The sequence below is a fragment of the Betaproteobacteria bacterium genome (genome assembly GCA_009693245.1).
GTDB lineage: Bacteria > Pseudomonadota > Gammaproteobacteria > Burkholderiales > SHXO01 > SHXO01.
On record SHXO01000019.1, the window covers coordinates 15,689 to 38,908 of the forward strand.

Genomic DNA, 23,220 nt, shown 5'->3' on the forward strand with positions numbered 1-23,220 from the left:
CCTTACGCCTCACGCCTATCGCCTCACGCCTCACGTGCACCATGCCTCCCCAGCGCCCACTCCACATGCTCCCGCACCAATGCTGACGGATCGTTAACGCGAGCCCTCAAGGCACTTACAACTTCCGCCGTCGTAGGCGCATTACCCAACGCCACCGCGATGTTGCGCAACCAGCGTTCGTAGCCGATGCGCCGGATGGCCGAGCCCCGCATGCGGTCGAGAAATGTCTGCTCGCTCCACGCGAATAGCTCCGCCAAGCCAACATCGTCCAGGCCATGGCGGATGGAGAAATCGGGCTCCAGGCTGGGCTGCGCGAATTTGTTCCACGGGCATGCCAGTTGGCAATCGTCGCAGCCGTAGATGCGGTTTCCCATCATGGGCCGCAGCGGTTCCGGAATACTGCCCGGATGTTCGATGGTGAGATAGGAGATACACCGGCGTGCGTCCACGACATAGGGCGCGACGATGGCGCGCGTGGGACATACATCGATGCAGCGCTCGCACGTGCCGCAATGTTCCTCGATGGGTGCGTCGGGGGGAAGGGGCAAGTCGGTGTAGATTTCGCCCAGGAAAAACCACGAGCCCGCCTCGCGGTTGAGTAGCAAGCCGTGCTTCCCGCGCCAGCCCAGGGCCGCCTGGGCGGCCAATTCCACCTCCATGACCGGTGCGCTGTCCGTGAACACACGGTAGCTAAAGGGTCCCACTTCTTCGCCGATGCGATCGCAGAGTTTCTGCAAACGGTCGCGTAGTACCTTGTGGTAGTCGCGTCCAAGCGCGTAGCGGGAAATGTAGGCGCGATCGGGCCGGTCCAACAATTCCCCGGCATCCACTCCATCTCCGGGGTGATAATTCATGCGAGCGGAGATCACCCTCAGGGTTCCTGGGACGAGTTCTGACGGGCGCGCGCGGGTGGTTCCGTGGCGCTCGAAGTATTTCATTTCGCCGTGGTAACCGCGCGCGATCCATTCCATTAATCGCGCCTCCGCGCCAGACAATTCCACGCTGGCAACGCCGGTTTCCTGAAAACCTAGCGCGTGCGCCCAATCGCGGATGCGGTGTTTAAGCCCCGGGCCGGTGTGCGGCATGGCTTTGCGCTGTGAGTTCAGACTCAATTTTGTGGCAAAAGAGCCGATATGTAGCTTCGATCACTATTGAATTTCAAGTGGATGGACGGTTCGTCGTGCTTCAAATTACCTAACCCACGGCAGGGTAAAACGCAGTGCCTAAACGTTACACGCCCCAAGACCTCGTCGCTAATTTTTCCAAGATCAGCTCTCTGCCGTAGGTCTATCTCAAAATCCGGGAGGCTGTCGAATCCCCCGATTCATCGGCGCGTGACGTCGCGCAACTCATTTCGTCAGACCCCGCCATCACCGCGCGCCTTCTCAAGGTCGTGAATTCCGTGGTCTACGGCATGCCCCGCGGAGTGGAAAGCGTGGTGCAGGCGGTGAACATCATGGGCATGCAACCCATTCACGATATTATCCTCACGAGTTCAGTCACCACTACCTTCGCCGGCGTGCCATACGGATTGATGAATGTCAGCCGGTTCTGGTCCCACAGCCTGCTGTGCGCGCTGAGCGCGCGTGCCTTGGGTAAGCGGGCCAATCTGATCGATCATGATCGTCTATTCCTGGTGGGGCTGCTTAGCCGGGTCGGGCGCTTGGTGATGTACGACAAAATTCCGCAACTCACAGCGGTGGCCCTGAGCCACTCCGAACGCACGGGACAGCAGCTGTACGGCGTGGAGCGCCAGCTCATTGGGTGCGACTACGCCGCCGTGGGCGGAGATCTTCTGGCCCGGTGGCGCTTGCCCGAAAGCATCGTGGCGATGATTCTGGAGCACGTGGAACCCGTACAGGCCCATTCCTCCGTCATTGGCGCGGCCATCGTACACCTCGCGGCGGCTGCGGCTGACGCGGCGACATCCTCCAAGGGGCACGTGGATGCCGCTAAGTTTGATCCCTATCTTTGGGAGGCCACTGGATTGACTCCAGAAATCTTGGCGGATGTGGAAAAGAAAGCCGGCGCCGAATTCGTTGAAACGGCGAAGGTCTTTGTACCGACCCTCGCCGAGGTGGCCTAGGCTGTTTTGAGCCGGGCGGCCGCGGCCAGCGCCCACGGGGGCACGGGGTCAGGAGCCGTTGCCCATCCCAGCGCGTGCAAGGACCGAGTCTCGCCGTGCTTCATGACGAAAAACGCCTCTTCCTTGAGACCCGCTTCCCGGCGGGCGAGTGCCAAGCGGTGCGGCGGTTCCTCGAAGGGCTCATCGGTCAGCACGAAGGTGCCCCAATGCATGCCCACGGAGTGGCGGGCACCGATGTCTTGGTGGATTTTCACGGCTTCCTCGGGATTGGCGTGAATCGCCCCCATGAACCAACGCGGCTCATAGGCACCTATGGGTATGGCGGCTAGATCTATGGGCGCGAACCTGCGCCCTATCTCCAGAAAGTCGGGGGAATACCCCGTGTCTCCGGCAAAAAAAAATGAAACGGAACTCCGGATGATCGATGATCCATCCACCCCATAAGGTTTTGTTGCGGTCCCACGGCGTGCGGGCGCTCCAATGCTGGGCGGGTACGAAGTGCAGCGTGAGCCAGCTCTCCTGAGCCCATTGCCACCAATCCAGTTCCACGCACTTGGCATGGCCGGCGCAATGCATCCAAGCCTTGATTCCCAGGGGCACGAAGAAGAGAGGAGATCCGCCGCCTTGCTTCAATAAGCGCCGAATCGTTCCTGTGTCCAGATGATCGTAGTGGTTGTGGGAGATCACAACGATGTCGATATGCGGCAGGTCGTGGAAGCCGAGGGCCGGTGGCACCACGCGCTTCGGGCCGGAGAAGGCAAAGGGAGAAGCCCGGCCCGTGAGGTGGGGGTCCGTTAGGATATTCACTCCGCCCATCTGTAGCAGGAATGTGGCGTGGCCCAACCAGGTGATGACAGGTTCAGAACGGTTGGTCTTTAGAAATTGCACGTTGGGCTTAACGGAATCCACCCGGTAGCCGCCCTCCGGCGCCTTGGGGAGCTTCTTCGACCAGCGCTCGCGCTGCCAGCGCCAGAAACTCCTGCGAGGAGCGATCTCGTGATTGTTGCGAAATCCGTTGGGTGTATGGTGGAGATTGGGCAAAGTAGTCAGATCAACAAAGTCGCCAGGTCAATATTGACCGCGGAACAAGGGACCGGCGCGATGCAACACAAGTTTCCGTGGCGGGGTGCCACTAGATCGCTTGTTTTCCCTGTTTCCCCAGCTGATGCCGAAGGGCGGCCACGCTTTGCCGGGCACCTTCCAGATTGGGGTTCACTTCCAAGGCGCGCTCGAAATATTCTAAAGCCTGTTCCAGTTTGCCAAGTCGCATGTAGATCAAGCCATATCCCGCCAGGGCACCAAAATGAAAGGGATTGCGCTGCATTACCTCGTCGCAATCCTTGAGCGACAACTCGTAATTTCCCAGTAGATAGTAGACCGTGGCGCGCTTATTCCAGCCTTCGGCGAATTCCGGATTGAGTTCCACGATACGGCTGAAGGTGTCCACCGCCAGCGCCATGCGTCCCTCCGCCATTTGCGTGACACCTTTCTTGAAGAGGGCATCGATCTGCTGGTCTCCGGAGCGGCTCCACAGTCGCACCAGGGCCTCCTCGGCGAGCATGCGCACGCCAGAATTTTCGTCTCGCAATGCTTCGGCGAGCGCACCCAGATCCTCCATGGCGCCGCGCTCGCTCAACCACAAGACCGCATCGTGCCGCACCTGGACATCGGGACTGGAGAGACCTTGCAGGGCGTCGTGGCGAGACTCCAGCCCGGCTGCCCACGGCAGGGGTGGGCCCGCCAGCAACACCAAGGCGGCAATCCAACTTTTCATGCATCGCATGTGCCCATCGCTCATCTTTGCCTCCCCAACCGTAACGCTCCGTTCGCACCGCTTACAATGCATGCTGGATTCTACGCCCAGCAAGCGTGCTGGTTACCAAGAGATAACATCATGATGAAGCCTGAGACCTCCCACGCCCTACCGTCAGCCGTACTTGCGGCTCCGGCCCGTCCCGGCATGTCCCTCTCCGAGGTGGACACGCCCGCGCTGCTGCTGGACTTGGATGCATTCGAGTTCAACTTGAAAGCCCTCAACGATAGCTTGCAGGGCGTCAACGTTCGCGTGCGGCCTCATGCGAAATCCCATAAGTGCCCGGAGATCGCCCGCCGCCAGATCGCGCTCGGCGCCGTGGGCATTTGTTGCCAGAAGACGAGCGAGGCCGAGGCCTTCGTGCGCCATGGCGTGACCGACGTGCTGGTGGCGAACGAGGTCGTTGGCGAGCAGAAATTGAACCGGCTGGCGGCCTTGGCGAAGGTGGCGGCCATGGGCGTGTGCGTGGATAACGCCACCAATGTGCGCGCCCTGGAAGTGGCCATGGCGAGCGTGGACGCTCTTATCAACGTATTGGTTGAAGTGGACGTGGGCGCCTCGCGCTGCGGTGTCCTGCCTGGGCCCGACACTGTCGCCTTGGCGAGAGCGGTTGCGGCATCTCCCCATCTGCGCTTCGCCGGCATACAAGCCTATCAAGGCGCCGCCCAGCATCTACGCACGCCCGAAGCGCGCGCGAGCGCCATTCGCGCCGCCGTGGATAGCGTGGAGCAATGTGTCACGGGCCTCAAGGGAGCAGGGCTTCCCCCGCGTATCATCGCTGGGGCAGGCACCGGCACGTATCTCAGCGAAGCCACCAGCGGCTTGTATAACGAGCTGCAAGTGGGTTCCTACATATTCATGGACGCGGACTACCAGCGCAACCTCGAAGCCGACGGGCTGCCCGTGCGCACCTTCCGCCAGAGCCTGTTCATCCTCTCGACCGTGATGAGCCGCCCCGTGAAAAACCGCGCCGTGGTGGACGTTGGCCTCAAGGCGCATAGCGTGGATTCCGGCATGCCGGGAGTGGCGGACCTCGAGGGTGCACGGTACTTGAAAGCATCCGATGAGCACGGCGTCATCGAACTCACTACCGCGGACGCGAAGCTTGGACAAAAAATCCGGCTCATACCAGGTCACTGCGATCCGACCGTGAATCTCCACGACTGGCTGGTGTGTTATCGCGCGGACCGCGTGGAAGAAATCTGGCCCATCAGCGCGCGCGGCGCTTTTTATTAGGGCCTTACAACGAATGTCCGCTCCCGAGAGCTTCCAGTTCGATACGCTGAGCCTGCACGCCGGCCAGCAACCCGACCAGCAACATGGCGCCCGCGCCGTCCCCATCTATCACACGACGTCCTACGTATTTCGCGACACGGACCACGCGGCTTCGCTGTTCAACATGGAGCGCGGCGGCCACGTTTACTCGCGTATCACCAACCCCACCAACGCCGTGTTGGAGGAACGCATCGCGGCCCTGGAGGGTGGCGTGGGTGCCATCGCCACGGCCAGCGGTCAAGCGGCGTTGCACTTGGCGGTCGCCACCCTCATGGGCGCGGGATCGCATATCGTGGCGTCCCGCTCGCTTTACGGCGGGTCGCATAATCTGCTGCATTACACGCTTTCGCGTTTTGGAATCGAAACCACCTTCGTGAATCCGCGCGATGTGGATGCATTCCGCGCCGCCATGCGCCCAAATACCCGCCTCGTTTTCGGCGAGACCCTTGGAAACCCTGGTCTGGATGTGCTGGATATTCCGCGCGTGGCCGAAGTGGCGCACGATCACGGCGTGCCTTTGCTGGTGGATTCCACGTTCACCACGCCTTATCTGATGCGTCCCTTCGACCTGGGCGCCGATTTGCTGTACCACTCGGCCACCAAGTTCCTCGGCGGGCACGGCGTGGCCATCGGCGGTCTATTGGTGGACGGAGGGATCTTCGATTGGGACAAGTCCGGGAAGTTTCCCACGCTGACCGAATCCTATGCTGGGTTCCACAATATGATCTTCACCGAGGAATCCACCGTGGGCGCGTTTCTCCTGCGCGCGCGCCGCGAAGGGTTGCGCGACTTCGGCGCCTGCATGAGTCCCATGAATGCGTTCCAAATTTTGCAAGGGGTGGAAACCTTGCCGGTACGCATGGAGAGGCACGTCGCCAACACGCGCAAAATCGCCAGCCGTCTGAGATCTCATTCGGCCGTGGTGTCCGTGTCCTATCCCGAACTTCCAGACCACCCCGATCACGAACTCGCCAAGCGCTTGCTGCCAAAAGGCTGCGGCGCCGTGTTCAGTTTTGAATTGAAGGGCGGGCGCGCGGCGGGCCGCAAGTTCATCGAAAACTTACGAGTGTTTTCCCATCTCGCCAACGTGGGGGATGCGAAATCCTTGGTGATTCATCCCGCCTCGACGACGCACTTCCGCATGGACGAAGCCGCTCTGCGCGCCGCTGGCATCGGCGAGGGAACGGTACGCCTGTCCGTTGGGTTGGAAGATGCGGGCGATCTCACCGAGGACTTGGAGCGCGCGCTCAAGATCTCGCAGTCGGCTTGAAGGATAGGGATGACTGAACAAACTTCCGCTCCCGTCTTATTCGAGGAGCACCTCAGCACGAATGGCGCGCGCATCGGCGTGGCCCTTCTGAACGCCGAGCGTTCGCTCAACGCGCTGACCTTGCGGATGATCGATTTGCTGGGCGAGCGCCTACGCGCTTGGGCAAGCGACCCCGAAATCGTGCTGGTGATATTGGAGGGCGCGGGGGAGCGGGCGTTTTGCGCCGGTGCGGATCTGCATCAAATGCACAAGACTATTCTCGCGCACCATGCCTCGCCACAATGCGAGGATATTCTTGGCAATGCCTACGCGTTGGATTTCTTCACGCGTGAGTACCGGCTGGACTACTTGATCCACACATACCCCAAACCGGTGCTCAGTTGGGCGCGCGGTGTTGTCATGGGAGGCGGGGTGGGGCTCGCGGTGGGGGCAAGCCACCGTGTGGTAACAGAACATGCGAGAGTGGCCATGCCAGAGATCAACATCGGGCTCTATGCCGATGTGGGCGGGAGTTGGTTTCTCAATCGCGCGCCAGGCAAGACCGGGCTCTTTCTTGCGCTGACGGCCGCTCAACTCAATGCCTCGGACGCGATCTTCGCCGGGCTCGCGGACTACCAAGTCGAGTACGCCCAAAAAGCTCAAATCATGGCGCGCATCCTTCAGCACGAATGGAAAGGTAGTGCCCAAGCCAATAGGCATTCCCTTACGAGTCTGCTGCTTGAGTTTGCCGCCAAGGATCTCGCTCACGGCCCCTTGCGCCAGCATTTTGGCTTGGTCAATACGCTGTGCGCGCAGGCTGACATCGCAGGCATCGTGGCCGCGATCACGGGCCTCAAGACAGAAGATGCCTGGCTCAATCGCGCCGCCGCGACTCTTGCCGCCGGTTCTCCGGGCACGGCCGCGTTATCGGCCGCGTTGCAACAACGTCTCAGGCTGTGTTCCCTGGCGGAGGTCTTTCGCGCTGAACTGGTCGCATCCTTGGTTTGCGCGGCACGCCCCGATTTGGCCGAGGGCATTCGCGCGCTCTTGATCGACAAAGACCGTCACCCTCGCTGGCGGCCGGCAACGCTTGCGGAGGTTACGCCGGGGTGGATAGACGGATTCTTCAAGAGCCCTTGGCCGGCGCATGAACATCCGCTTGCGGATCTTTAACTTGCCGGTCGTAGAATGCAGCACTCTAATTCCGGGAGCTTGGTGTCTCGGCGGCCTTATCCACGCAAGCCTTGACCTTGGCAGCCCCTCGGTGTCCTATTTCCTTCTCGCAATCTTCGATGAGCCCTACGAATTGCGCGGGGTACTTCTGCAATTCAGCCGCAGCCTCGATATCCTTGTCCACGCAGTTTTTCACCCACTGCCATCCCAACTCCAGCCCGCGCCTGCAGCGTTCGACGATGCGCTTATGCTCCGGCGAATAGGCGAGAACTTGCTCCCGAAGGGCCCGGTTCTCGTTTATGCAAATATGAATGGCGTCCGTGCCCCACTCGCCGTTGGAAAAATGGCAACCTGTGACGATTTCGTCCTCCTCGCCGGCCACGGCATACGCCGCCATCAGACTAAGCGCCGCGGCGGCTGAAATTAAGCTGAGATGTTTCTTCATGACAGTGTGTAGTTCCTCAAGATAAGAATATGCGATCCACGGCCCAATAGATTCCCAACGCCAAAATGATCGCGGACACGCTCCATACAAAGCGCTTTCGGTGCGCGGAATCCAAGGATGCATCTTTCCAAATTCGGCCCGTTAGAAAGATCGCGGCGAATGCCAAAGACACGATGACCAGTTGCCCTGCCTCGACCCCCACGTTGAAGGACGCTAGTGCCCACCCGATACGCTCTTGCGGAATGCCGTATTCCCGTAGAACCGAGGCGAATCCAAATCCGTGAATGAGGCCGAACAGAAAAGTCACGATCCAGCGGCGGCCGATATCGCGAACAAAAAAGTTCTCCGCCGCGACATAAACGATGCTCAGCGCGATCATGGCCTCGACCAGTTGCGAGGGTAGTTGAACGACATTCAGCACGGCGAGACTGAGCGTGATGGAATGCGCGACGGTAAAAGCGGTGACAACGGCCGCCAAGGGCCAGAATTTGCGGCCCCACAAAATCACCGCGATAAGGAAGGCGATGTGATCGTAGCCTATGGCGATATGCTCCACACCAGCAACGAAATAGCGCCACAGCACTTCGCGTAGCCCGGGTTCCGCGCGGGCGAGGCGGACTTTTGTGTTCGAAACACCTAGCAACGCGAAGGCTCGCGCGTCGCCGGATGCCGTCACCATATGCCGCGCGGCGGGATCGATCTCCTGAAATAGCGTGGTCTCGAAGCTCTCGGGAGGTCCGGCCTTGCAAGTCCAACGCAAGCTTGCCAGCACGTGATCGCCCTTGGTAGCCAGACTTTCTCCCGTCCCCTTGCAGCGCTGGCCGCCGGATTGGGTGGGCCCGGCTTTGGCAAGCAAGTACTCGAATACGCGGGTTTGATTGGCGGCGGCCGATTCGGGCGATACCTGGCCCTCCGGGGTGTTCAATTCTATGCTCAGCGCTACTTCCAAGTCCAGGCCATTTATTTCTAATACTCCCTCCACATTCGGCCCGCTGATGCTCAACTGCGAGCTGCTCAAGCGTGTGTTGTGCGCCATCCCAGGGTCCGGCCAAAGGAGTAGGGCGGCGAACAAGGCCCATGGAGCTGGCATCACCGGTGCTAAACTCAGTCTCATATCAATTTTTATTCACAACGATCATGGCTGGATATGTTTCGGAAACCACTTTGTTCTTGCGCGAATTCCTCGGCAAGAATCCCCAGATAGTGGAAAAGCAGAAAAAACACCGCGCGACTTGGTGGGACCGCCCCCAGGATCTCGATGAACTCAAGAAGTTGGAAGAGTCGAAGATCGGCCAGCAGGCCTACGTGTATTACAACAAACCGTAGGTTGCCAGGGCTGGCGGCGAATTCTATAACTACCGCCTACATCAAAATCCCACGCCCACTCTCAAACCGTAGGAGACCGCGTCTCCGGTCTTGTCGGCCTCGAAAGTGAAGCTCGCCAGCAGCAAGTTGGCGCGCAGGCCAGCGAATAGTTTGGGATAGGAGAAGTTTTCCCCTCCCAGGCCCGGCACGCCGTTGGGTCTGCTGCTCACCCACACATAGCCGGCACCGGCATAGGGCGTGACCAGCAATATTTTCTTCGAGATGCTAAGGTCCAGCCCCTTGGTATCCAAATCGAGTTGATCGATACCCGTGAGCTTCGTGTAGCTTACTCGGATGGAAACCGCGGGCGTCACCGTGCTACCCGCCACCAGGGCGTAACGCGCTTACGCTCCCCAGTACTTGATGTCCGTTCCGGCTAAATAGGAGTAACTCGCTCCGATATCGATGTCCCATGGCAAACCCTTCATCACGCGGATCTGGGCGAAAGGCAGTGATGAGGGTACTGAATCGCTGCTGGCCCGCTCGATCAGATCGTGATGCTTCAAGCTGGTGGCGGTGATGATGAGTCCAGCATCGAATACCGTGATACCCAGCGGCGCCGAGGGCACGTAGGACTTGGAACTCAGGGCCGCTCCAAGATCTTCCGATATCAGGCGGAATTCGGCTTGGCCCAGGTTTTGTAGCTGGTCAAACTCACCAGCAAACGCCGTGGTGGCCGCGGCGAACACCGCGAGAAACATGGCATTCAGCACTGGACGAGTCATTATTGATCCTTGTAAGCATGGGTAACGAAATGACTCTATCATACCGGCGCGACGTCTCTTCACAGGAGTCTTTCAATGCCACATCTTCGTCTGGTAATCGCCAACAAAAACTACTCGTCTTGATCCATGCGCCCTTGGGTGCTCCTCACCCAGGCGGGCATCGCCTTCGAGGAAGTTCTCCTCAAGTTCAACGATGATGTCTCCGTGCGAGGCATCGAAGGATTGTCGCCAACTGGCAAAGTACCGGTGTTATGGATCGATAACGAGCCGGTCTGGGATTCCCTGGCCATTATGGAGACCGTGGCGGAGATGTTTCCGGCCAAGGGGCTTTTGCCAATTCAACCCATGGCACGCGCCCATGCCCGTGCCATGTGCGCGGAGATGCATTCCGGTTTCGGCAATCTTCGCGGCAACATGCCGATGAACATCCGCTCCTCGCATCCTGGCAAGGGCAGGAATCCCGCGGTGGAAAAAGACATCGCGCGCATCGTGCATGCATGGGAATCCTGCCGCGCCCGCTTCGGAACCGGTGGCGGTCTGTTGTTCGGGAACTTCACCATCGCCGACGCCATGTTCGCGCCCGTAGTGATGCGGTTTAGAACCTATGCGGTAACGCTTCCGCCGGTGGCGGAGCAATATGCCAGCGCGGTACTCGGATTGGACGCCGTGAAGAAGTGGTGTGCCGCGGGACGGGCGGAGACGGAGTTCGTGCCGGCCGATGAACCTTACGCCACGAAGCCTTAGTCGCTATATCAGCTCGTCCACCAATTCTATCCAGTGCTTCACCGGTATCGTCGTGCCGCTCTGAATGTGGGTAAGGCAGCCGATGTTCGCGCTGGCCACCACTTCCGGTTTGCCGCTGGCTATTGCCTCCACCTTGTTGCGAAGAAGTCGCTGGGCAAGGTCTTCTTGCAATATGGAGTAGGTACCGGCCGAGCCGCAGCATAGATGGGCATCTGGAATAGGTGTCAATGTATAGCCCAAGGCGCGCAACAAATTCTCGGTCACGTCCTTGATTTGTTGCCCGTGCTGAAGAGAGCAGGGCGGGTGGAAGGCAATCTTGGGTCTGGGGCCTTGGCGAATCACCTTCAATAGCTCGTCTTGCGCGGCGCTCATGACTTCGCATATATCCTTGGTGAGTTCGGAAATACGCTCGGCCTTCGCGGCGTAACGCGCATCGTTGCGCAGCATATGGCCGTATTCCTTGACCGTGGTGCCGCAGCCACTCGCCGTCATCACGATGGCTTCCACGCCTTGATTGGCGTAAGGCCACCAGGCGTCTATGTTTTGCCGCATGTAGTTGAGCCCCTCGTCTTGATAATCGAGGTGGTAGGAAAGCGCGCCACAGCAACCCGCGTTGGGTGCGACGATGAGGGAGACTCCGATCTTGTCCAGCACGCGAGCGGCGGCGGCGTTGATGTTGGGGGCAAGCGAAGGTTGCGCGCAACCTTCCAACACCAGCATCTTGCGTTCGTGCCGGGGCGCGGGCCGGCGCGTTGTACGCGCGGAGGCAGCGGCGCTGGGAATCTTCTTGCCCAACACGGAGGGTAGGAAAGGCTTGAAGGATTGCCCGAGTTTCATCAAGGGAGAGAACACCTGGCCCTTGGGGATCACCGCGTTCAGGGCTTTGCGCTTTAAGCGCTCGCTTAACGGGCGATCGACATGTTTGTCCGCGATGTGGCGGCCGATGTCCACCAGGCGGCCATACTTCACTCCGGACGGGCAGGTGGATTCGCAGGAGCGGCAGGTCAGGCAGCGGTCTAGATGAAGCTGTGTCTTGGCGGTGACCCGGTTGCCTTCCAGCATTTCCTTCATCAGGTAGATGCGCCCGCGCGGGCCGTCCAACTCATCGCCCAGCAACTGATAAGTCGGGCAGGTGGCGTTGCAGAATCCGCAATGCACGCAGGTGCGCAGAATGTCGCCGGCTTCCTTGCCTTCCGGCGTGTCTTTGATGGATGGAGCGAGGTTGGTTTTCACGATCTATATCTGGGGATGTAAGCGCCCGGGCCCGAAGACGCTGCTGGGATCCATGGCGCTCTTGATGCGCTGGTGTAATTTCAAGGTGGCGGCATCCAACCGATAAACGCCCCGGCTTGCACCGGCGCCGCGATAAAGCAGTGCATGGCCCCCGGATTTGCGCGCGATCTCATGCACGAGCGCAGCCTCGGTACCGCCACTGATCCAGCGCAGCGCCCCGTTCCATTCCATCACCTGCTTGCCGGGAAGATCCGCGGCGGGCGTGGAGGATTTGATGGACAAACGCCACACGGTACCTAGAAAGATATCTAGGGACTGGTCGCGCACACGTGCCCACACGTTCGCGGCGTCAGGCTCCGTCTCGCCACCCATCTTTTCCCGTGCCGAGCGGATCGCCGTCTCGGGACCGGAAAGGCGCACGTAGAGCTTACCGTCCAGCCATAGGGTGCCGGAGACAGGTAATGGCTCACCCGCCCACCGGTTCATGCTCTCGATGGCGCGCGCGGCGTCCATGTCGAATCGCAGAGTCTGCTCGTGCCGCGGGCGTGGCAACACCTTGAGGGACACTTCGAGGATTAAACCAAGGGTGCCGAAGGAGCCCGTCATCAAACGCGATACATCGAAGCCGGCCACGTTCTTCATGACTTCGCCGCCGAAGTGAAGATTTTCCCCGCGGCCATTGATGACTCTCATGCCCAACACGGAGTCGCGCACGGAACCCGCATAGGGGCGCCGCGGGCCTGACCAACCCGCCGCCACGCAGCCGCCCAGGGTGCTCGCGGGCGACAAGCGCGGAGGCTCGAAGCCGAGCATTTGTCCGCGTTCGGCCAATGCTGCTTCCAACTGCGTGAGCAAGGTACCGGCGCGCGCCGTGACGATCAACTCCGTGGGTTCGTAATTGACGATACCGTGATAGGCTGAGGTCTCCAGCAACTCGCCATCTAGCGCGCGGGCGTGAAAATCCTTGGAACCGCCGCCGCGAATACGAAGGGCTCTTTTCTCTTTCGCGGCATCGAGGATTCGCTGGCTAAATTCGGAAGCGAGATCAGACATCCTAGAACCTGGGCAATTCCGAAAACTTCGTCTTGCCGCTGTGCACATGCATGGCGCCGAACTCGGCGCAGCGGTGCAGCGTGGGCACGGCCTTGCCGGGATTGAGTAGCGCGTGCGGATCGAAGGCGTGCTTGATGGCATGAAACTGCACCAGTTCCGCTTGTCCGAATTGCAGGCACATCTCGTTGATTTTCTCCACGCCCACGCCGTGCTCGCCGGTGACGGTGCCCCCCGCATCGATGCACAGCTTGAGGATGTCGGAGCCGAACTGCTTGGCACGCTCCAATTGTGCATCGTCGTTGGCGTCGAACATGATGAGCGGATGCAAGTTGCCGTCTCCAGCGTGAAAGACGTTGGCACAACGCAAGCCGTGCTTATCTTGTAGTTGGCTGATGCCCGTTAGCACTTCCGCCAAGCGCTTCTTGGGGATGGTGCCATCCATGCAGAAATAATCCGGCACGATGCGGCCGATGGCCGGGAAGGCCGCTTTACGCCCAGACCAGAATTTGAGCCGCTCGGCTTCGTCGCGCGAAGTGCGCGTCTCGAAGGCGCCGCTGTCGCGCATGATGGCGCATACCCGCGCGATCTCGTCTTCCACTTCCTCTGGCGTGCCGTCGCTTTCGCATAGCAAGATGGCCTCGGCTTGCACGGGATACCCGGCGTGGACGAACTGCTCCACCGCTTGCGTGGCGAGCTTGTCCATCATCTCCAGCCCCGCCGGGATGATGCCCGCCCCGATGATGCTGGCCACGGCGTTGCCGGCATCGTGCAAGCTGTTGAAGGCGGCGAGCACCACTTGCGCCTTGAGAGGCTTGGGCAATAACTTCACGGTAACTTCGGTGACGACGCCGAGCAAGCCTTCGGATCCAGTGATGAGTGCTAGCAAATCGTAGCCTGGGTTATCCAGGCCGTCGCCACCGAACTCCAGCAAATCGCCTTCCATGGTGACGAAGCGCACTTTCTGCACGTTGTGCACGGTCAATCCGTACTTCAGGCAATGCACCCCGCCGGAATTTTCCGCCACGTTGCCGCCGATGGAGCAGGCGATTTGGCTGGAGGGATCGGGTGCGTAGTACAGTCCGTGAGAGGCCACCGCTTCGGAAATGGCGAGATTGCGCACGCCCGGTTGCACGCGGGCGATACGCGCCACGGGATCGATCTCCAAAATTTGCTTGAGCTTGGCGAGGCCCAGCGTGACGCCTTGGCCATGGGGCATGGCGCCACCCGACAAGCCCGTGCCGGCACCGCGCGCCACCACGGGCACGCGCGCTTCATGGCACACGCGCATCACCGCTTGCACCTGTGCCTCATTCTCGGGCAATGCCACGATCATGGGCAATTGGCGGTAGGCGGAGAGCCCGTCGCACTCGTAAGGGCGCAAGTCCTCCGTGTCGTGAAGAACGCAACCAGGTTTGAGCACCGCCGAGAGCCGGCGCACCAACTCGGTCTTGTCAACGAGAGGCCGGATCGATTGCTCGTAGGATTCTGGTTTGCCCATGGGGAGTTACTCCGTGATCAGTAGCGCGCGAAAGTCATTCACGTTGGTGAGGGTGGGGCCGGTCTTGACGAGATCTCCCAGCGCGGCGAAGAAACTATAGCCGTCGTTATTGGCGAGCGCGGCCTTCGCGCTCGCACCCAGGGCCTCGGCGCGGGCGAGAGTCTTAGGCGTGGTGATGGCGCCCGCGTTGTCCTCGGTGCCGTCCACGCCGTCCGTGTCGCCGGCCAGCGCGTACACTTGCTTCTCGCCCGCCAGCGCGATGGTCAAGGCGAGAAGAAATTCGGCATTGCGCCCGCCGCGCCCGTTGCCGCGCACCGTGACCGTGGTCTCGCCACCCGATAGCAATACACAGGGTTTGGCCACTGGTTGGCCGTGGCGCAACACCTGGCGCGCAATACCCGCGTGCACCAGGGCCACTTCACGCGCCTCGCCCTCCAAGCTGTCTCCAAGAATGAGCGCGTTCACGCCTGCCCGGCGCGCGACTTCCGCGGCGGCTTCCAGGGATTGTTGAGGGGCGGCGATGAGGTGCGTCTCGTTGTGCGCGAGGCGTGCATCACCGGGTTTTGGCGTTTCGTCTTTGCGGGCGCGCAAATGCTGGATGACGGAAACCGGCTCGCGGATGTTGTACTTATCCAAAATGGCGAGCGCGTCTCCGAAAGTCGTGGGGTCCGGCACCGTGGGGCCCGAGGCGATCACCGCCGGATCGTCGCCCGGAACGTCGGAAATGAGCAGACTCACCACCCGCGCGGGATAGCAGGCAGCCGCCAAGCGGCCGCCCTTGATGGCCGAGAGATGTTTGCGCACGCAATTCATCTCCGTGATGTTGGCGCCGCTCTTGAGCAGCGAGCGGTTGATAGCCTGCTTGTCTTGCAAGGTGAGCCCAGGGGCCGGCAGCGACATCAAGGCGGAGCCGCCTCCGGAGATCAGGCACAGAACCAGATCGTTGGGGGTCAAGCCTTGCACCTGCTGGAGCACTTTCTCGGCGGCTTCACGGCCGGCGAGGTCGGGCACCGGATGTGCCGCCTCCACCACTTGTATCTTCTTGCAAGGGGCGTGATGGCCGTAGCGCGTGATTACCAAGCCCTCGAGATCTCCCGTCCAGTGGGCTTCAACGGCCTGTGCCATGGTGGCCGACGCCTTGCCAGCGCCGACGACAATGGTGCGGCCTTTCGGTGGTTTGGGGAGATAGGGCGGAACGCAGCGTGCCGGCATCGCGCGAGCGATTGCCGCATCGAACATCTCCCTGAGCAACTGCGCCGGATTTTGGATCATCGGTGGATGGCCACGGTCCTTGCCTGTTACCGGCTACCCTTTCGCGACCGCGTGATTGGCGAGCATCTCCAGCGCCTTCACCATGGCGGAGTGGTCCCACTTGCTGCCGCCTTGTGCCTCGCAGGCATTGAACAACGCTTGCGCGGTGGCGGTGTTGGGCAGGCTCACGCCAACCTTGCGGGCGTTCTGCAAAGCGAGATTCAAGTCCTTCTGGTGCAATTCGATGCGGAATCCGGGTTCGAAGGTGCGCTTGATCATGCGCTCACCGTGTAATTCAAGTATCCGGGAGGAAGCGAAGCCGCCCATCAAGGCTTGGCGCACTTTTGCCGGGTCCGCGCCCATCTTGGAGGCGAATAGCAACGCCTCGGCAACGGCTTCGATATTCAGTGCAACGATGATTTGGTTGGCGACCTTGCAAGTCTGGCCGTCGCCGTTGCCGCCTACCAAGGTGATGTTCTTGCCCATGAGTTCGAAGAGCGGCTTGACCTTCTCGAAGGTGGCGGGTTTGGCGCCCACCATGATGGTCAGCGAGGCAGCCCTGGCTCCCACTTCACCGCCGGAAACAGGCGCATCCACATACTCGCAACCGAGTTTGTTGATGCGCTCGGCGAAGATCTTGGTGTCGAAGGGCGAGATGGAACTCATGTCGATGACCACCTTGCCAGCGCTCAAGCCTTCGGCCACTCCGTTCGTACCGAATAATGCTTTCTCCACATCCGGCGTATCGGGCACCATGGTGATGATGATGTCCGCCTTCTGCGCGACTTCCTTGTTCGATTGGCACACCACGCCGCCCGCGGAGGAAAGCTCTGCCGGCGCGCCCTCCAGCGTGTACAGGTATAGCGTGTGACCGGCTTTGATCAAGTGCGCGGCCATGGGCTTGCCCATGATTCCGAGGCCGATAAATCCAATTTTGCTCATGTCGTCTCCTTGGGAAAATTCTATAAGTAGGGGTTCATCCAGCCCAATCCCGCCTCGGTGTTGCCCTTCGGGCGGTACTCACAGCCGATCCAGCCTTGGTAGCCAATCTTGTCCAAGTGCCGAAACAAGAATGAATAATTGATCTCGCCAGTTCCTGGTTCGTTCCGGCCCGGCGTATCGGCTAATTGCATATGCGCGATCTTGGGCAGCAACTTCTCCATGGTGGGTGCCAAATCGCCCTCCATGATCTGCATGTGATAGATGTCGTACTGGAAATACAGATTCGGGACATTGGCGTAGTGGAGGATGTCCATGGCCTGCGCCGAAGTGTTCAAGTAAAAGCCAGGAATGTCGCGGGTATTGATGGCCTCGATTAACACCTTGAGGTTGTGCTTGGCCATTTCCTTTCCCGCGAATTGAAGATTGGCGATGTAGGCTTCGCGCATTTTCTCCTCGTTCACGCCGCGCGGCTTGAGCCCAGCCATGCAGTGGACCTGAGAGCAACCAAGGGCCAGCGCGTAGTCCAGGGCCTTGCCCACGTTGTCCTGAAACTCCGAATGGCGGCTGGGATCGCAGGCCATGCCCCGGTCACCCGCGTTCCAATCGCCGGGCGGCATGTTGAACAGGACGACCTTGAGGTTGTTCTTTCTGGCCAGTTCCGCCACCTGGTTCTTGTCGTAGGCGTAGGGAAAGAGGAACTCGGCACCCTTGAAACCGGACTTCGCGGCGGCGGCGAAGCGGTCCAGAAAATCCACCTCGTTGTACATCATGGAAAGATTGGCGTTGAACTTGGGCATGGCCGAAGCCCTCACTTGGGTTTCAATGGGAATGAACCGATTTTACACTGGGGGCGGCCCGCGCCCTCCGTATAATCCGCCTAACTTCACTTCAGAGAGAATCCATGGCGCGCTTCACTGGCACCGAGAATTACATCGCCACCGACGATCTGATGATGGCAGTGAACGCGGCCATCACCTTGGAACGGCCGCTATTGATCAAAGGCGAGCCTGGAACGGGCAAGACCATGCTAGCCGTGGAAGTCGCCAAGGCCCTGAACCGGCCCTTGATTCAATGGCACATCAAGTCCACCAGCAAGGCGCAACAAGGTTTGTACGAATACGATGCCGTGTCGCGCTTGCGCGATTCCCAGTTGGGCGATCCGAGAGTGCACGACATCGCCAACTATATCAAGAAAGGCCCTCTTTGGGAGGCCTTCACCGCGGACGGCCCAAACGTGGTGTTGATCGACGAGATCGACAAGGCCGATATAGAGTTTCCCAACGACCTGCTGCGTGAACTGGACCGCATGGAGTTCTACGTTTACGAACTCCAGCAATTGATCCAAGCCAAGACGCGGCCTACGATCATCATCACCAGCAATAACGAGAAAGAGTTGCCGGATGCCTTCTTGCGCCGCTGCTTCTTCCACTACATCCGCTTCCCCGACAAGGAGACCTTGGAGCGCATCGTGGATGTGCACTACCCCACGCTCAAGAAGACCTTGCTGCGTGAAGCCTTGGAAGCATTTTTCGACATGCGCGAAGTGCCCGGCCTCAAGAAAAAACCATCAACGTCGGAGTTCCTCGATTGGCTAAAACTCCTGGTCGCCGAAGACATCTCCGAAGAAACCCTGCGCACCCGCGACCAGAGCAAGATCATCCCTCCGCTCCACGGCGCGCTCCTCAAGAACGAGCAGGACGTTCATTTGTTCGAGAGGTTGGCGTTCATTTCGAGGAGGAAGGCGTGAGAAGTCTAGGGAGGAGGGAGGAGGGAGGGGGGAGGAGAAAACCCCTCGCCACGCCAGCCACTGTGCTCGGTTCGCTCTATTGCATGCGATTACCGGCACGGACCGCACTTCGCCAATCGCCACACCTCCCCCCTCCCTCCTCCCTCCTCCCGCGATGCTGATCAGTTTCTTCCTGGAACTCAAGAAAGCCGGCGTTCCGGTCTCCATCAAGGAATTCTTGATGTTGCTGGAGGCGTTGGCCAAGTATGTGGCCTGGGGAAGCATGGAGGAGTTCTACTTCCTGTCGCGCGCCTGTTTGGTGAAAGACGAGAAGCATTTCGACAAGTTCGACCTGGCCTTTGGCGCCTATTTCAATGGGCTTGAAGTCGTACCGGCTTTGATGGCACAGATTCCCGAGGAGTGGTTGCGCAAGCGGATGGAGAAGAATCTCACCGAGGAGGAGAAGGCGTTGGTGCAATCCCTAGGAGGATGGGAGAAGTTGATGGAAACCTTGCGCCAGCGCCTGGAAGAACAGAAGGGGCGGCACCAAGGCGGTTCGAAATGGATTGGCACCGCAGGCACATCGCCCTTCGGCGCCTACGGGTACAACCCCGAGGGGGTGCGCATTGGACAGGAAGGCTCGCGCAACCGCCGTGCGGTCAAGGTGTGGGACCAGCGCGAGTACCGCAACCTCGACGATTCCGTGGAACTGGGCACGCGCAACATTAAGGTCGCACTACGCCGCCTGCGCAAGTTCGCGCGCGAGGGCGCACCCGATGAACTAGATCTCGACGATACGATTCGTTCGACCGCCCGCAACGCGGGTTACCTCGATCTCAAGATGGTGCCCGAGCGCCACAACGCCGTTAAGGTGCTGCTCTTCCTCGACATCGGTGGCTCCATGGATGATCACATCCGCGTGTGCGAGGAACTCTTCTCCGCCGCACGCGTGGAATTCAAACATCTCGAATACTTCTACTTCCACAACTTCATCTACGAAACCGTGTGGAAGGACAACCGCCGCCGCCACGCTGAAAAGATCGCCACCTGGCAGGTGATGCACACCTACGGCCACGACTACAAGCTCATCTTCGTGGGCGATGCCACCATGAGCCCATACGAGATCGCTTACCCAGGCGGCAGCGTCGAGCACCACAACCCCGAGGCAGGCGCGGTGTGGATGCAGCGCCTGACCGATATCTACCCTCACGCCATCTGGCTGAATCCGCAACCGGAAGAACGCTGGAACTACTACGAATCCATCGGCCTGGCGAAGCAGTTGATGGGCGATCGCATGTTTCCGCTCACCTTGGAGGGATTGGAGGCGGGGATGAAGGAATTGACTCGGTAGGTGCGCGCTAGCACCCACCGCCTCATCAATTTCCCGCAAGACGCTTTGGTGTTGGGCTACCAAGTAATACGCGTTACCCCGGGAACGAGATCGAAGTGCTCGTCTTTAAATCGTCCGCGTCATCGCGCGGGCTTTTGCCTACCCCGCCCTTTGCAGTGCGACAAATCTCGCGGGAGTTGGTGCAATACATCGCGCTTGCGCGCCATTTACACTTTTGGGGATTGGGGTGGCCCTTGCCGGAGGACTGCTTGTCTACGGAATACTTAAACAGGGCATGGGGATTCGTTTGGATGCCGAGGAGGAGTTCAATGGCGCCGACCTCTCCATTCACAAGATCACGGGCGGACCTGAAAAAGAATCAGGATGGTGAGATTGGCTTTCCCTGCGGCGGGAGCGGCTGAATCGTTCCCACGTGCATGGGAAACTGGCCGGTTCGCCGGTCGCTGAAGTAGCGATGCAGGGCGTTGCGCACGGTGGCGAAGGCGATCTCATCCCACGGAATTTCGGATTCCTCGAATAGCTTGACTTCCAGGGATTCCGTGCCGGGCGCGAATTGGCTGTCCTTCAGGCGGGCCCGAAACAGCAGATAGACCTGGCTGATATGGGGGATGTTGTAGATCGCATAGGGTTCCAGCATTTCCACCCGCGCGCCCGCTTCTTCCAGGGTTTCTCGCATGGCGCCGTCGCCCGTGGTCTCGCCGTTTTCCAGGTATCCGGCCGGTACGGTCCACAGACCATAACGGGGCTCGATGGCGCGGCGGCACAGCAAGACCTTGTCCTCCCACTCGGGAATACACCCCACCACCATCTTGGGATTTTCATAGTGGATGGTTCCGCAGGCGTCGCATACAGCACGCGGGAGATTATCGTCGGGAGGAATCCGGCGGGCCAGCAGGCCGCCGCAACTGCTGCAATACTTCACGGCTTCGCATCCAGCTTAAGATCTAGAGGAACCTTAGCAGAAGGAAGGGAAGTTTCCCAGAGCCAGGAGCGCAATCCTTGCGGGATTGCGCCAGGCGATCACTTCGGTAGTGCCTTGATGTAGTCCGCCAAGGCTTCCAGTTCCTTTTCCGAGAGCTGGTTCTTGAATCCCGGCATGGGGGATTTACCCTTGCTGATTTGCGTCATGACTTGTTGCTTGGTTTTCTCGGTTCCGGCGAGCTTGGGGCCATCGGCTTGCTTCATTCCCATGCCTTGGTGGCACCAACTGCACTTGGCCGAGAACAATTTTTTCATGTCTATTCCATACTTTTCTTGAACCAGGGCGAGTGCAGGCGCAATGGCTTCGTCGTCGGCGTGCAAAGTGCCGCTTAAGCAAAGGGCGCACGCCAAGAGCGCCCGCGCAAACAACTGTCCGGGACGGCAAATTCTCGGCATCAATGTCTCCATAAGATCGAGTGAGGTCGCAACCGTACAACGGTTGCTTTCGGTTTTTGTTTACCGGCACCCCTCAGGCAAAAAAACAGGGCGGGGGATCCCCCGCCCTGCGTGCTGCTGAAACGGCTAGTTGTTCTTACTTGAGCGAGAACACCAGCAACTGGCCGTTGTCGGTCGGCATGGAGCAGAAGGGCTCGCCGAACAACGGGCAGTAGTTACCGGACACGTGGCTTCCCCAGCCGGTCACCACGGCAACGTACTGCTTGCCCTTGGCCGAGTAGGAAATTACACCGCCATGGTGGCCGATACCGTTATTGTGCTGCCACAGCTTGGAGCCGTTGTCGGCGTCCAGTGCGTAGAAGGTACCATCGGCACCCGGCACGAAGACCAGGCCGCCATTGGTGGACATCAAGCTCGCCAGAGGCGGGTACTTGAATTCCACTTCCCACTTCAGCTTATGGCTGACGGGGTCACGAGCTTGCACGGTACCGAAGGCAGGACGATCCGCCGGAGGGCGGGTGGTCCAGCTGGCGCCGAAGTAGGCTTGGCCGGAGTAGTCAGCGGGCTTGTCCACTTTCTGGACTTCTATGTCGAAGCAGAACTCCATGGTGGTTTTGTAGTACAACCCAGTTGCCGGGCTATAGGCTCCCGTGTTCCAGCTGATGGCGCCGTCGATGGCCGGGCACACGTTCGTGTGCTTGCCCAACGGCAGTTCGCGGCGGCCGATCAATTGACCGGTCTTGGCGTCCACACCCTTGATGTAGTTATAGGTCTTGCCGATGAGGGTGGCGTTTTCCACTTTCAACACCTGGTCCGTTGCTTTGTCGGGATCGGCGTTGTAGGTGAACAGAATTCCGCCCTTGTTCGGATGCAGCATGTAGCGCTTCCCGCCGCGATCGATCTGGACGAACTCACCCACCGCGGAGTCGAAGTCCCATGCGTCATGGGGCATTTCGGAGAAGTAGGCCTTCAGGGTACCGGTATCGGCATCCAACACGACCACGGACGAGCTGTAGAGGTTGGTTCCAGGACGTGGTCCTTCGGTCATCCAATTCTCGCCGGCCCAGTCATAATCGGGAGCCGGGTTGGCTGTTCCCCACCATACGCTGTTGGTCGCCGCGTCATAGGAGCCGGTCATCCAGCCACCACCGCCGCCGATTTTCCAGGAGTCATTGCCCCAGGAAACGCGGGAGCGCTCGTCGCCGCCGATGGTGTCGTACTGCCACTCGACTTCGCCGGTCTCCGCGTTAACCGCGAAAATCGGACCGCAGCAGCCAGACAATTCGCCGCCGTTGGAACCGATGAGGACCTTGTCCTTGACGATCACCGGGGCGCCAGTAAAGCCTTTGTTGCCCTTCTCGACGGAAATGATCATGTTGTCCCAAACCACTTCGCCGGTCTTGGCATCCAGGGCGATCATGCGGCCGTCAACCGTGCCGATGTACACCTTGCCATAGCCAATCGCGAGGCCGCGGTTGTAGGGGTTGTAGAAGGTGCCTTCCGCGCGCTCCTGGTCGATCTTGGCTTTGTAAGCCCAGATCTTGGTGCCGGTGGCGCCATCGAGTGCGTAGACTTGGCCGGAAGCGGAGGTGTAGTAGAGCACGCCATCGGCGGCTATGGGGAAGGATTGCACGCCGCGCTTGGACGCCGCAGGGGTGTGAATCCAGGCGATATTTAGATCCTTGACGGTCTTTTTGTTGATTTGATCCAGGCCGCTGTAATGCCAGCCTTTGAAGGAGCCGTGATACATGAGCCAGTTGTTGGGATCCTTGTCCGCGTTAGCCAGACGATCCCAGGTGATATCGGCGGCCCCGGCTTGCATGGCGAAGCCGAAGCCTAAGGCTGCGGCCACCCCTACAAGTTGAGTCTTCCATCGTTTCATATGTCTCTCCAGATCGATTGATATTGGAACTG

At 59.9% G+C, this 23,220-nt stretch carries 22 protein-coding genes and 3 pseudogenes; 9 read left to right on the forward strand and 16 right to left on the reverse strand.

The window, feature by feature from the left end; all coding sequences use genetic code 11:
* Nucleotides 1-23 precede the first annotated feature (23 nt).
* Complete coding sequence (gene queG, locus EXR36_04915; protein MSQ58986.1) at nt 24-1,085, reverse strand: tRNA epoxyqueuosine(34) reductase QueG; 1,062 nt, start codon at nt 1,083-1,085, stop codon at nt 24-26.
* 212 nt (nt 1,086-1,297) lie between these two features.
* Here queG and EXR36_04920 point away from each other — a divergent pair, with 212 nt between their 5' ends.
* Nucleotides 1,298-2,086, forward strand: coding sequence for an HDOD domain-containing protein (locus EXR36_04920; protein MSQ58987.1), 789 nt, complete (start codon nt 1,298-1,300; stop codon nt 2,084-2,086).
* Here the strand turns inward: EXR36_04920 and EXR36_04925 are convergent.
* Together EXR36_04925 and EXR36_04930 are read right to left on the reverse strand one after the other, a co-directional pair.
* Nucleotides 2,083-2,902: pseudogene (locus tag EXR36_04925) on the reverse strand (MBL fold metallo-hydrolase). The gene EXR36_04920 and the pseudogene EXR36_04925 sit on opposite strands and share 4 nt — an antisense overlap.
* Nucleotides 2,903-3,218: 316 nt before the next feature.
* On the reverse strand, nt 3,219-3,932 hold the full coding sequence (locus EXR36_04930; protein MSQ58988.1) for a tetratricopeptide repeat protein: 714 nt from the start codon (nt 3,930-3,932) through the stop codon (nt 3,219-3,221).
* 114 nt (nt 3,933-4,046) lie between these two features.
* Here EXR36_04930 and EXR36_04935 point away from each other — a divergent pair, with 114 nt between their 5' ends.
* From EXR36_04935 to EXR36_04945, 3 genes are read left to right on the forward strand one after another with little or no spacing between them, the layout of a single operon-like run.
* The gene (locus EXR36_04935) at nt 4,047-5,135 is read left to right on the forward strand and encodes a DSD1 family PLP-dependent enzyme (GenBank protein MSQ58989.1); all 1,089 of its coding nucleotides are present in this window, start codon (nt 4,047-4,049) and stop codon (nt 5,133-5,135) included.
* Between the two features lie 13 nt (nt 5,136-5,148).
* Nucleotides 5,149-6,444: an O-acetylhomoserine aminocarboxypropyltransferase gene (locus EXR36_04940; GenBank protein ID MSQ58990.1), complete on the forward strand. Its 1,296-nt coding sequence runs from the start codon at nt 5,149-5,151 to the stop codon at nt 6,442-6,444.
* Between the two features lie 9 nt (nt 6,445-6,453).
* Nucleotides 6,454-7,596 (forward strand): enoyl-CoA hydratase/isomerase family protein, encoded by a 1,143-nt coding sequence (locus EXR36_04945; protein ID MSQ58991.1) that lies wholly within the window; start codon nt 6,454-6,456, stop codon nt 7,594-7,596.
* Nucleotides 7,597-7,621: 25 nt separating this feature from the next.
* Here EXR36_04945 and EXR36_04950 read toward each other — a convergent pair whose 3' ends face one another.
* Nucleotides 7,622-8,041 carry a hypothetical protein gene (locus EXR36_04950; protein MSQ58992.1) on the reverse strand — a complete coding sequence of 140 codons (420 nt, stop codon included), beginning with the start codon at nt 8,039-8,041 and terminating at the stop codon, nt 7,622-7,624.
* Nucleotides 8,042-8,057: 16 nt separating this feature from the next.
* Entirely contained in the window at nt 8,058-9,155 is a 1,098-nt protein-coding gene (locus EXR36_04955) for a HupE/UreJ family protein (GenBank protein ID MSQ58993.1), read from the reverse strand.
* A gap of 23 nt (nt 9,156-9,178) precedes the next feature.
* Here EXR36_04955 and EXR36_04960 point away from each other — a divergent pair, with 23 nt between their 5' ends.
* On the forward strand, nt 9,179-9,367 hold the full coding sequence (locus EXR36_04960) for a DUF3460 family protein (GenBank protein MSQ58994.1): 189 nt from the start codon (nt 9,179-9,181) through the stop codon (nt 9,365-9,367).
* A 41-nt stretch (nt 9,368-9,408) separates the two neighbouring features.
* Here EXR36_04960 and EXR36_04965 read toward each other — a convergent pair whose 3' ends face one another.
* On the reverse strand, nt 9,409-9,735 hold the full coding sequence (locus tag EXR36_04965) for a hypothetical protein (GenBank protein ID MSQ58995.1): 327 nt from the start codon (nt 9,733-9,735) through the stop codon (nt 9,409-9,411).
* 15 nt (nt 9,736-9,750) lie between these two features.
* Nucleotides 9,751-10,131: a hypothetical protein gene (locus tag EXR36_04970; protein MSQ58996.1), complete on the reverse strand. Its 381-nt coding sequence runs from the start codon at nt 10,129-10,131 to the stop codon at nt 9,751-9,753.
* A 75-nt stretch (nt 10,132-10,206) separates the two neighbouring features.
* Between EXR36_04970 and EXR36_04975 the strand changes: the two are divergent.
* Nucleotides 10,207-10,875, forward strand: a pseudogene (locus EXR36_04975) (glutathione S-transferase family protein).
* A 3-nt stretch (nt 10,876-10,878) separates the two neighbouring features.
* On the opposite strand, the gene glcF reads toward EXR36_04975, so the two are convergent.
* From glcF to hyi, 6 genes are read right to left on the reverse strand one after another with little or no spacing between them, the layout of a single operon-like run.
* Nucleotides 10,879-12,108 carry a glycolate oxidase subunit GlcF gene (glcF, locus tag EXR36_04980; protein ID MSQ58997.1) on the reverse strand — a complete coding sequence of 410 codons (1,230 nt, stop codon included), beginning with the start codon at nt 12,106-12,108 and terminating at the stop codon, nt 10,879-10,881.
* A gap of 3 nt (nt 12,109-12,111) precedes the next feature.
* Entirely contained in the window at nt 12,112-13,161 is a 1,050-nt protein-coding gene (gene glcE / locus EXR36_04985) for a glycolate oxidase subunit GlcE (GenBank protein ID MSQ58998.1), read from the reverse strand.
* 1 nt (nt 13,162) lies between these two features.
* Nucleotides 13,163-14,659 (reverse strand): FAD-binding protein, encoded by a 1,497-nt coding sequence (locus EXR36_04990; protein ID MSQ58999.1) that lies wholly within the window; start codon nt 14,657-14,659, stop codon nt 13,163-13,165.
* Between the two features lie 6 nt (nt 14,660-14,665).
* On the reverse strand, nt 14,666-15,931 hold the full coding sequence (locus EXR36_04995) for a glycerate kinase (protein MSQ59000.1): 1,266 nt from the start codon (nt 15,929-15,931) through the stop codon (nt 14,666-14,668).
* A 33-nt stretch (nt 15,932-15,964) separates the two neighbouring features.
* Nucleotides 15,965-16,852 (reverse strand): 2-hydroxy-3-oxopropionate reductase, encoded by an 888-nt coding sequence (locus tag EXR36_05000; protein MSQ59001.1) that lies wholly within the window; start codon nt 16,850-16,852, stop codon nt 15,965-15,967.
* 20 nt (nt 16,853-16,872) lie between these two features.
* On the reverse strand, nt 16,873-17,649 hold the full coding sequence (gene hyi / locus EXR36_05005; GenBank protein MSQ59002.1) for a hydroxypyruvate isomerase: 777 nt from the start codon (nt 17,647-17,649) through the stop codon (nt 16,873-16,875).
* Nucleotides 17,650-17,753: 104 nt separating this feature from the next.
* Between hyi and EXR36_05010 the strand changes: the two genes are divergently transcribed.
* The 3 genes and pseudogenes from EXR36_05010 (at nt 17,754) to EXR36_05020 (ending at nt 20,299) form a co-directional block, all read left to right on the forward strand.
* Entirely contained in the window at nt 17,754-18,599 is an 846-nt protein-coding gene (locus EXR36_05010; GenBank protein ID MSQ59003.1) for a MoxR family ATPase, read from the forward strand.
* Between the two features lie 154 nt (nt 18,600-18,753).
* Complete coding sequence (locus tag EXR36_05015) at nt 18,754-19,929, forward strand: VWA domain-containing protein (GenBank protein ID MSQ59004.1); 1,176 nt, start codon at nt 18,754-18,756, stop codon at nt 19,927-19,929.
* Nucleotides 19,930-20,137: 208 nt separating this feature from the next.
* A pseudogene (locus EXR36_05020) lies at nt 20,138-20,299 on the forward strand (ammonium transporter).
* On the opposite strand, the gene EXR36_05025 reads toward EXR36_05020, so the two are convergent.
* From EXR36_05025 to EXR36_05035, 3 genes are all read right to left on the reverse strand, one after another.
* A complete protein-coding gene (locus EXR36_05025; protein ID MSQ59005.1) occupies nt 20,288-20,851 on the reverse strand; it encodes an NUDIX domain-containing protein in 564 nt (187 codons plus the stop codon). The pseudogene EXR36_05020 and the gene EXR36_05025 sit on opposite strands and share 12 nt — an antisense overlap.
* A gap of 98 nt (nt 20,852-20,949) precedes the next feature.
* A complete protein-coding gene (locus EXR36_05030) occupies nt 20,950-21,318 on the reverse strand; it encodes a cytochrome c (GenBank protein MSQ59006.1) in 369 nt (122 codons plus the stop codon).
* A gap of 124 nt (nt 21,319-21,442) precedes the next feature.
* Complete coding sequence (locus tag EXR36_05035) at nt 21,443-23,188, reverse strand: alcohol dehydrogenase (GenBank protein ID MSQ59007.1); 1,746 nt, start codon at nt 23,186-23,188, stop codon at nt 21,443-21,445.
* Between the last annotated feature and the right edge of the window lie 32 nt (nt 23,189-23,220).